Source organism: Cupriavidus sp. KB_39 (assembly GCF_052114485.1).
GTDB lineage: Bacteria > Pseudomonadota > Gammaproteobacteria > Burkholderiales > Burkholderiaceae > Cupriavidus.
On the sequence record NZ_JBFREV010000068.1, the window covers coordinates 1 to 9,907 of the forward strand.

The 9,907-nt window shown below is 62.5% G+C and carries 9 protein-coding genes and 1 pseudogene; 5 read left to right on the forward strand and 5 right to left on the reverse strand.

Translation table 11 applies throughout. From position 1 onward, the window contains the following. The 5 genes from AB4Z27_RS27715 to AB4Z27_RS27735 form a co-directional block, all read left to right on the forward strand. The coding region (locus AB4Z27_RS27715) for a formylglycine-generating enzyme family protein (RefSeq protein ID WP_441645789.1) at positions 1–1,000 on the forward strand (1,000 nt) is incomplete at its 5' end. Between the two features lie 161 nt (positions 1,001–1,161). Beyond that, the gene (locus AB4Z27_RS27720; RefSeq protein ID WP_441645790.1) at positions 1,162–1,404 is read left to right on the forward strand and encodes a hypothetical protein; all 243 of its coding nucleotides are present in this window, start codon (positions 1,162–1,164) and stop codon (positions 1,402–1,404) included. Between the two features lie 89 nt (positions 1,405–1,493). Continuing rightward, positions 1,494–2,798, forward strand: coding sequence for an MFS transporter (locus AB4Z27_RS27725; protein WP_092297507.1), 1,305 nt, complete (start codon positions 1,494–1,496; stop codon positions 2,796–2,798). Positions 2,799–2,823: 25 nt separating this feature from the next. After that, positions 2,824–4,056: a metal-dependent hydrolase family protein gene (locus AB4Z27_RS27730; RefSeq protein WP_092297504.1), complete on the forward strand. Its 1,233-nt coding sequence runs from the start codon at positions 2,824–2,826 to the stop codon at positions 4,054–4,056. Positions 4,057–4,146: 90 nt separating this feature from the next. After that, positions 4,147–5,049, forward strand: coding sequence for a LysR substrate-binding domain-containing protein (locus AB4Z27_RS27735; RefSeq protein ID WP_441645791.1), 903 nt, complete (start codon positions 4,147–4,149; stop codon positions 5,047–5,049). Between the two features lie 15 nt (positions 5,050–5,064). Here the strand turns inward: AB4Z27_RS27735 and AB4Z27_RS27740 are convergent, their stop codons facing one another. The 5 genes and pseudogenes from AB4Z27_RS27740 to AB4Z27_RS27760 all read right to left on the reverse strand — a co-directional run bounded on the left by AB4Z27_RS27740 (position 5,065) and on the right by AB4Z27_RS27760 (position 9,586). Continuing rightward, entirely contained in the window at positions 5,065–6,159 is a 1,095-nt protein-coding gene (locus tag AB4Z27_RS27740; RefSeq protein WP_441645792.1) for a M14 family metallopeptidase, read from the reverse strand. Positions 6,160–6,268: 109 nt separating this feature from the next. Then, positions 6,269–6,442: pseudogene (locus tag AB4Z27_RS27745) on the reverse strand (DUF2846 domain-containing protein); the annotation flags it as partial. A 140-nt stretch (positions 6,443–6,582) separates the two neighbouring features. Then, a complete protein-coding gene (locus tag AB4Z27_RS27750) occupies positions 6,583–6,987 on the reverse strand; it encodes a hypothetical protein (RefSeq protein WP_441645793.1) in 405 nt (134 codons plus the stop codon). Positions 6,988–7,656: 669 nt separating this feature from the next. After that, entirely contained in the window at positions 7,657–7,971 is a 315-nt protein-coding gene (locus AB4Z27_RS27755; RefSeq protein WP_143093919.1) for a hypothetical protein, read from the reverse strand. A 10-nt stretch (positions 7,972–7,981) separates the two neighbouring features. Continuing rightward, on the reverse strand, positions 7,982–9,586 hold the full coding sequence (locus tag AB4Z27_RS27760; protein ID WP_441645794.1) for a DUF637 domain-containing protein: 1,605 nt from the start codon (positions 9,584–9,586) through the stop codon (positions 7,982–7,984). Between the last annotated feature and the right edge of the window lie 321 nt (positions 9,587–9,907).

Below are 9,907 nucleotides of genomic sequence, written 5' to 3' on the forward strand. Positions count from 1 at the left end.
CCAGCCACCACGCCAGCCCATCATGTCGGAAGACCCGGGCGAGGACGCGCCGATCTTGCAGCAGCCTCCGGCACTCACAGCTGAGCTGCTGGCCTTGACGGAAGGCAGCATCGAGGAACGCGTAGCGAAGCTCAAGCGCAAGGTGCTGAAGGACCTGATCCGGGTCGAAGGCGGCAGCTTCATGATGGGCGATTTCGGGCTCGGGTGGACCCCGGAGGGGTTGTACTACACGAGCGGACTCGATAACAAACCGCCCTTCAAAGTCACGCTGACGGGTTACAACCTTGCCCGGTTCAAGACCACCTATGCCGAGTACGACGTGTTCGCCGACGCCACCGGGCGACCCCGGGCGGGAATGGAGCCGAGACCGGGCCGTTCATTGCCGCCGGGTGTCTACCGCCATCCGCTGGTCCCGGCCGGCATGTACTGGCAGCAGGCGAGGGACTATTGCGAGTGGCTAGGCAAGCAGACCGGCGTGCCCTTCGGTCTGCCAACCGAGGCGCAATGGGAGTATGCCGCGCGTAGCCGTGGCCAGAACTTCCTCTGGGCGACGGACAACGGGCATATGGACAAGGGCCGCAACATGGCTTCCGATGAGCAAAAGGAAAAGCTCAGGCCGGTGGTTCGGACCCGCCCTCATGAACCTTCCTATGCCCTCCGGGCCATGCTGTTCCCGGTCGGGATCTTCCCGCCCAATCCGCTCGGACTCTATGACATGAACGCCAACGGATGGGAATGGATGCAGGACTGGTATGACGAGGACTGGTACCGCATCAGCCCCGAGCATGGTCCGAAAGGGCCACCTACCGGAACCTTGCGTTCGATCCGGGGATATTCGGGGGGCGACTATATCTCTGGCCTCAATATCAAGCGCTTTAAGCRGGATCCCATAATCACGAAAAAGGACAGTTTCACGGGTGTCATCGGGCCGGGATTCAACGTATCGCACACTGTTCGCTGTGTGGCAAACATCGACCGCGCTGTAGCACAGCCGCAATGACACTCAGCGAGGTTTGAATGCACTTCAGAACGATAGGATCCATTGCTGCCGCGTTGACGCTCCTCTTTTGGGGTACTCAAGTGCAAGGTACGGCGTTGACCGATGTCCAGCCACCACGCCAGCCCATCATGTCGAAGAAYCCGCGCGAAAASGCGCCRACCTTGCATCAGCCTTCGGCATTGACAGCAGAGTTGCTGGCTTTGACGGAAGGCAGCATGGAGGAACGCATAGCGAAGCTGAAGCGCAAGGTGCTCAAGGATCTGATCCGGGTCGAAGGCGGCAGCTTCATGATGGGCGATTTCGGGCTCGGGTCCCCGGAGGCGTTGTACTACACCAGCGGGCGCGATAACAAGCCGTCCTACAATGAACCTGGGAGGGGCTGGCACAGCCCATGCATGCGCTGACGTCATGGCCGCATGCGCAGATTTCGTTTCTCGCGTCATCGCGGCGCCCCTAACATCGGCCTGAACTGCCATAAAAGGGAGAGAGAGACATGCAAGCCAGCGCCCCCGCCTACGCGGCCGACCAACCCCGTGTCGGCGCCAGCCAGCGACGCCGCGCCATCATCGCCACGGTGATCGGCAACGGGCTCGAATGGTTCGATTTCACGGTGTACAGCTTCTTCGCCGTGATCATCGCCAAGCTGTTCTTCCCCACCGGCGACGAACTGACTTCGCTGCTGCTGGCCGTGGCCACCTTCGGCGTGGGCTTCTTCATGCGCCCCGTGGGCGGCATCATCCTCGGCATCTACGCCGACCGCGTGGGCCGCAAGGCCGCGCTCTCGCTGACCATCCTGCTGATGGCGCTGGGCACCACGCTGATCGGCATCGCCCCCACCTATGACCAGATCGGCCTGTTCGCGCCGCTGCTGATCGTGGTGGCCCGGCTCATGCAGGGCTTCTCCGCCGGCGGCGAGATGGGCGGCGCCACCGCCTTCCTGACCGAATACGCGCCGGAAAACCAGCGTGCCTATTACTCGAGCTGGATCCAGGCCAGTATCGGCGTGGCCGTGCTGCTCGGCGCCGCCGTAGGCACTTTCGTCACGGCCTCCCTGAGCACCGAGGCGCTCAATAGCTGGGGCTGGCGCCTGCCGTTCCTGCTGGGCATGGTGATCGGCCCCGTGGGCTACTACATCCGCCATCACCTGGAGGAAACGCCCACCTTCCGCGAGACCACCGACAAGACCGACTCGCCGCTGACCGAGGTGCTGCGCGACTACCCGCGCCAGACCGCCGCCAGCTTCTCGATGGTGATCCTGTGGACGGTCTGCACCTACGTGCTGCTGTTCTACATGCCGACCTACGCCGTGAAGGTGCTGAAGGTGCCGCAATCCACCGGCTTTGTCGCCGGCATGGCCGGGGGCATGGCGATCATGGTGTTCGCGCCCATCGTCGGCCTGCTGGCGGACCGCATCGGCCGCCGTGGGCTGCTCTCCGGCGCCGCCGCGCTGATCTTCGTGCTGGCCTGGCCGATGTTCGCCTACATCAACCACGCCCCGGGGCTGGCCTCGCTGCTGGTGTTCCAGGTGGTGTTCGGTGTGCTGATCGCCACCTATACCGGCCCGATCCTGGCCGCCTTCTCGGAGCTGTTCCCGGCCAAGGTGCTGTCCACGGGACTTTCCGTGGCCTACAACATGGCCGTGACGATCTTCGGCGGCTTCGCCTCGTTCTTCATCACGTGGCTGATCGCCACCACGGGCAGCACGATGGCACCGGCCTTCTACGTGATGATTGCCGCCGCCATCAGCTTCGTCGGCACGCGTCTGGTGCGCGAGCCCGCCTATCTTCGCAAGCATTGAACGGAAGTCTTTCCGCTACAGCCTCATGACTCAAATCCTGCTCCAGGGCGGCAACGTCCTCGACCCCGCACGCGGCACGGTGCTGCCGCGCCATGATGTCCTGATCGACGGCGAACGGATCGTCGAAGTCTCGGCCACGCCCATCCACGCGCCGCAGGCCACCGTGATCGACGTGACCGGCAAGACCGTGATGCCGGGCCTGATCGACTGCCACGTGCACGTGCTGGCCTCGCTGGCCAACCTCGGCGTGAACGCCGTGCAGCCCAACGTGCTGGTGGCCTTCCGCGCCATGCCGATCATGCAGGGCATGCTCGAGCGCGGCTTCACCACGGTGCGCGATGCGGGCGGTGCGGACTGGGGCCTCTCGCAGGCCGTGGCGACCGGGCTGATTCCGGGGCCGCGCATCTTCCCGTCCGGCAAGGCGCTCTCGCAGACTGGCGGTCATGGCGACTTCCGGCCGCGTTCGGACACGCTCGAGCCCTGCTCGTGCGCCTTCCGTGCCGGGGCCATCGCCCGCGTGGCGGATGGGGTCGATGCCGTGCGCCTCGCTGTGCGCGAGGAAATCCAGAAAGGCGCCACGCAGATCAAGATCATGGCCTCGGGCGGTGTGGCATCGCCGACCGACCCCATCGGCAACACGCAGTACAGCGAGGACGAGATCCGCGCCATCGTGGCCGAAGCCGAGGCGGCCCAGACATACGTGATGGCCCATGCCTACACGGGCCGCGCCATCACCCGCGCCGTGCGCTGCGGCGTGCGGACCATCGAGCACGGCAATCTCGTCGATGCTGCCGCGGCCCGCGTGATGCGCGAGCACGGCGCCTTCGTCGTGCCCACCCTGATCACCTACGACGCGCTGGCGCGCGACGGCGCACGCCTCGGTCTGCCTGCCGACTCGGTCGCCAAGATCGAAACCGTGCGCCAGGCCGGACGCGATTCGCTGGCCATCTACGCCGAAGCCGGCGTGCAGATGGGCTTCGGCTCGGACCTGCTCGGGGAAATGCACCAGTACCAGTCCGAGGAATTCCGCATCCGCGCGGAACTGCTCGGCAACCTYGAGGCGATTCGCTCGGCTACCTCCATCGCCGCCGCCATCCTCCAGCGCGACGGGGAACTCGGCACGGTACGCGCCGGCGCGCTGGCCGACCTGATCGCCGTCGATGGCGACCCGCTCACCGATATCGGCGTGCTGGCCGGCCCCGATGCCCGCATCGGGCTCGTCATGCAGGCCGGCCGGGTGCATCAGGCACCTCGCTAGTGCAAGACTCGGGGGACGAACGGTAAAACGTGTCGCCGCCCGGCGTGGGACTTATCATGGCGGCTCCTGCCGCCATGTTTTCGTTCCCCCATGCGCATCWCACCCCTGCCGCCCCTGCCCTGCCTGGTCGCCTTCGAATCGACCATGCGCCACGGCAGCTTCACGCGCGCGGCCACTGAACTCCATCTCACCCAAAGCGCCATCAGCCGCCAGGTGGCGCAACTCGAGCGCTTTCTCGGCAAGAAGCTGTTCGTGCGCGAACCACGCGCGCTGCGGCTGACCGTGGCCGGCCAGCAGTACGCAGAGCAGGTGCAGCGCCTGCTGGTGGCCTGCGCCGAGGCCACGGAAGACGTGATGAAGCGCAAGGGGCACGTCGAGCTGTCGGTGGCCTGCTCGTCCGGCGTGGCGGTGCTGTGGCTGGCGCCCCGGCTCGCCGCGTTCCGCGCGCAGCATCCCGACTACCGCGTGCGACTCATCGTCAACGACAGCCTGGCCTCGCTGGCCGGCACGGACTTCGATATCGCCCTCTACTACCTGCGCGAAGGTGCCCCGAGCGGCCTGGCCGCGCGGCGGCTCTACGACGAGGAGGTCTTCCCCGTGTGCGCGCCCAGCTACCTGCRCGGCCGCAAGCTGGCCGTGGCTGACCTGCCGAAGGAGACGCTTCTGGTGCTGGAGGACGCCCAGCGGCAGTGGATGTCATGGCCSACGTGGCTTACCCGCAATGGCCTGCGCGATCCGCGCATCGAACATGAACTGGTGGTCAACGCCTATCCGGTGCTCGTGCAGATGGCCATCGAGGGCCAGGGCATCGTGCTCGGCTGGCGGCACATGATCGACAACTGCCTGGATGCCGGCGTGCTGGTGCGGGCCTGCGATGCAAGCGCCTCGCTGGGCGGCGGCTACTACGCGGTCTGGCCGCGCGACCGCGTGGAGCCGGCGGCGGCRCGCTCGTTCCGGAATTGGCTGGTGGAACAGAGTGGTGCGCAGGCGTAGCTTGCCAATACGCCGCTAGGCCACGCCSACGCCCTTCCGCACCGCCTCCAGCACCTGCGCGACAACGCCGTCGCGCCAGTCATCGGCGTCCCCATAAAACGCCCGCCAGACCGCAAGCTTGATCAGCGCGCGCTGGTTCTCGTCAGCCTCGGGGTGGCGATGGAGCCAGTGGTCGCCGCGCAGCGCATCGAGAACCTCCGCCAGYGGCAGCGTGCCGAATTCGAGCGCGATACCCGCATAGTCGATGCTGCCCAGCGTCTGCGGCACCGCCTGCCACGCCAGCCCCGTGAGGTTTGCCGACGTCGACGAGCCGTCATAGATCGACGTCACACCCGCTCCCCAGATCTCGCGGGCCTTGGCGATTTGCGCGGGCTCGTCYGGCCCCATATAGATCGGCTCGCCATAGCCCCACGGSCCGAGRCCGGTGTGGATATCGATCCAGCGCAGCACCTGCCGGTCCGCGCCGAAGCGGGCCAGAATGCGCCGCAACGTGTAGTTGCTCCAGGCCGGCTCCTGCCCACCGAAAAAGAGCCCGCCCGGATCGTGATACTGCCCGGCGCTGACCGCCGCCTGATACCACCCCATCCCACGCTCGGCCGCAATCTTCATCAGCGCGGCCTGATCCGCGTCCGACGCCGGCCACTGCGCCGGCAGCAACAATGGGGCCACCTCCGCATACGGCGCGTTCGTCGGCAGCGGTTGATCGAAATCCATGAAATTGCGATTCAGGTCAACGTTGTCCTCATTGACCCGCCGCAGGTGCGAAAATCCGTACGGATTCACCGCATGCACGAACAACARCGCAWAGCCGGCCTGRCGGCACTCGGCRTGGAGCGCGGTATCGCCCAGCAASGCCACYTGSGCACCSGATCCRCAAAACCCTTCGGCGCCGTGGGTGCCGGAAGTGATCATTAATACGCGCAGCGCATCAGCGGGGCCAATCCACGCCACGTCAATGGCGAGCACCTCGCCTTCGCTACCGGTCTCGGTGGGATGGGGGAATTCAGTCAGCGTGGCGCCGGCCTGGCGCGCTGCGGTGAGGAATTTCTGACGGGCTTCCGCGTAGCGCTGGGCAAAGCAGCGGGCGATGGGGCTGGCGCTGGCAGGCATGGCGGGGCCTGGAGGGAGTGGAGATTTGTTTATTTAACGCCATTTTTTGGGGGTGTGCCAAGGCTTACCGTGGAGGATGCCGAAGCCAGCATCCTCCCAACGACTTCTGTTACTTCGCGGCCGTCTTGACCTGATCGCCCGTATAGCTCAGCGACGAGAGATCCTCTTTTGCTTTTTCCGGCGTTTCCAGTTCCAGCACGACGCGACCAACCATCAGGCCCATCGACGGCGAACTGCGTACGTACTTCGTTTCCCCAGAAACGCGCACAAAGCTGAGGGTCTGCATCATCACTTTGGGTTCCCTGAAACGTTAGGCCGAAAGACCCTTTTCGACCCCTCCGCCCCCTGCGGGAAAGATTCATCACTCTGGCATAAAAAACACCGCAATACTGCCATCAGTACGGCGACAAATATAATCGCTGATCAGAGGGAAAATAGTACCCGTTGAGGCCTTACCAAAGATTCCACAAGGAAAGTATGAAGCCCTTTTAATTCAAAAATTAGTTGGTCCCGCTCAACAGCTTCGATCAGAGGCTCATTTGAGGAGGTCCAACCACGTACGAATTCTATTTTATAAATTGGATTCACAATCAACATATCAATCCTTTTCCATAGATAATTCGCAACCTTCTCTGTAACCGATGAATCGACCTCATCTTCCTCAAATTGATCGAATATTGTCCCTATTTCCACATTGAGATCGYGCCAAAAATCAGAGGAAAATAACCACTCTGACGACAACCCAGAGAGCCGAAATGAATTAGCATTTGGCTCCGATTCACTTCCCGCACCTGCAGCGACCGAAAACGTCGATTCTTGCATTTTCATCGAAATCGTCTCCAGTTATTTACGCGCATCATCATTTTTGAAATGCGTCAATCCATTTCTCACCCCCGAAGGGACACCCGTTTGCGTCGTCTTTCCATTTCCAACCAATGGAACGTTGTTGGGGATTTGGCTCCCACTCTTATCTTAATATTGTCCCGTTGAACTTTGAACGCGGAAATAATTACCGGCGTTATCATAAACCACGGACGCACCGGCAGACGGATTCGTATAGACGGTTTTTCCAGATGTGGTGTATGTGACTTGCGCATTCGATCCCGCAATATTCTGTATTGTTTGGCTTAACGAGCCATCCGACCAGTTTCCACTATTCGCCGCCGCTCTTGCCGCGCCTTGGGCATTGTAGACCGGCACCGGGCTGCGAGCCCCGCCGAGTACCTGTGGACTCGGCGACACCACCGGTGCATCGGCCAGACCGTTACCAGTAGTGGAGCGCGTCTGCCCAAATGCTGCCCGCTCCTTGTCGAGGAACTTGCGAATCTCGTCCGGCGTGCCGGGCTTTCGGCTGCCGCTCGTCGCATTGTTCAGCGCCTCATTTTTGCGCAGCCAACCCGGCGGAAGTTACGTCACGCCCCAACAGCGCGCCAGTCTGTCTTTTTTTGGAACTTGCGCATGGCACGAAGAAGGAAACTGAGCTTAAGGCAGTGAGCGTCAACTCCAAATAACAATTGATTTTCCTGGAACGCGAAGTTGCATTGCCTCAGGGCCGAAATAAGCATCGCTCGTTAACGCGACCTTCACGCAAACACCATTATCTAGGACAATGATCGCTTCTTCCGTAGTTTCCTCAACCCTCACAACGATCGAGCCAGTTAACGGCGAGCGCTCTGGATCCTTGAAAGTTACCTCATAACTATTATATATATTTAAAGTTATACCCTCCTCAAACATGACTCCACCGTCCTGTGGAGTCATGTCAATTTCAACAATTTTTTTACCGACGAGAATCGAAAGCGCGCTCGGCATAATATTTTCCTCACTTCGTTATTGGAAAATGCGACTGTGAATTCGGCAAAGTTTTTCCAGTATATGGATCAACTCCTTGCGGCTTTGGCTGAGCCGAGTTTTCATATTTTACATATCCATCCGGATAGCCCGGACTCGCCCCCCTCGGTTGAGTCGGATCCATAATCCGTATCGTTGAAACTTTCCCATTTTCACCGCCCGCCCCTCCCGTGAACGCTACGCCGGTTTGATTGCCCCCTGGGTTCAAGACTGGGGTGGGACCGGTTGCGCCGTTGGGAACTGGGTAGACAGTCCCTCCTGACGAAACGATGAAGTTCGGTGCACCGCCCTTCGCACCGCCAAGGACCAACGGGCTCGGCCCAACCATCGGGGGCGCGACTCCGTTGCCCGAATTGGGGACCGTGCCTGCCTGACCAAACGCACGCCGCTGCTGCTCAAGCAGTTTGCGCACTTCGTCAGGAACCGTTGGCTTCTTTGAACCGCTCGTCGCATTGTTCAGCGCCTCATTCTGCGCTGCCATCCCGGCGGAGGTAACATCGGCGCCCAATAGCGCGCCAGTCGCTCCTCCAATCAGCGTCGCAAGCCCAACCGTCAGWGCCTGCCGAACCTTGTCATCGCTGTAGTTGACGACATTGCTGCCCGCGTAGACYTCGTCCCGAATCAATGGGGCCGCAATRGCACTCGCCGCGCCRCCRATYGCGCCTCCTGCRCARTCACCACCYGTMAGGCCCTGCGCAGCACACCCCACCAGCGCATGTCCCAAYACATTGGTCAGGATCGTCGAGGAGTCCGAGCCCGGCATGCCAATGCCCGGCGCGCTTACTCCCACGGCGTTGGCCCCAACTGCTGCCGCATCCCTTACCAGCCCACCCACGAACGCCTGCCCAAAGCTTCCGCCATAGGCCACGGTGTTCACGCCCGCGCTGATCGCCGAGCGGACTACGCTTGCTTCGACATAACTCCCCAAGTTCGCCTGCACAGCGGTCCAGTCGCCCTTGGCAATATTGTCGCCAAAGCTTGCCACCCCGGGAGAGCTGAGGTCCAAAGCTCCCATCGCGCCTTGGGTCAGGCCGGCCGTTAGGCCGGATACCGCGCCCGCTTTCAGCGCGGCGCCGAGGTTGAGCGAGCCCGTGGTAATGACCTGCGTCACCATGCTGGACAACGTACCGGCAACCAAGCCGGAGATCGCCGCCGATAGCGCRACGCCCATCACGGAACCGGCAAACGTCGCACCAAATGCCGCTGTGACAACAACCGCCCCCGCCCCAGCCGTAACAATCGAGATCGCCACCGCCGCGACCATCGCCACAATCTGGCCGATGATGCCGAAGCCCTTCTTTTCCTTGATAAACCGGGTGTGGATGTCGTCCTGGAGCGTGTCCTCGGTGTAGTTCAGCCCGAGGCTCTCCTTCAGTTGCGCCACCAGCGCCGCGCTGGCTTCCTCGTCCACGGTGCCGTCGGCTCGGGTGATCCGGAACGCGTCGTTCACCGCGTGGATCGTGCCGGCGTCGATGTCCATGCGCATCGCCGACAGGAACCCGCCCGGCTGCACCACCGTGCCCGTCACCACATTCCAGCCGCCCTGCGCCTTGTACGCATTCGTGCCGATGTCCACCACGTTCGGGCTCAGGTCCAGGCTGCCCGCCTTCACCTGCAGCAGGTCCCCGGCCGTGATCTGGCCGCTGTTACGCAGTTGTCCGTCGATGTCCAGGCTGACGTTCTGCCCGCTGATCGTGCCGCCGTTGGGCGTCGCCAGCGCCTGGACGTAGCCGTCCGGSAKGTAGCACCGGTCAATCGGTCAGCTAAAAGCGCAATGCCTCAACCTGGAGGAATGCCGGAGCACCCTCCCAAACACTTCTTATTACTTCGCAGCCGTCTTGACCTGATCGCCCGTATAGCTCAGCGACGCGAGATCTTCCTTTGCTTTTTCCGGCGT

What these genes read in the sequence shown, in the direction of transcription:
- AB4Z27_RS27725 (WP_092297507.1), top strand. Translation starts at nt 1,494, where the DNA reads ATGCAAGCCAGCGCCCCCGCCTACGCGGCCGACCAACCCCGTGTCGGC.
- AB4Z27_RS27755 (WP_143093919.1), bottom strand. Translation starts at nt 7,971, where the DNA reads ATGCCGAGCGCGCTTTCGATTCTCGTCGGTAAAAAAATTGTTGAAATT.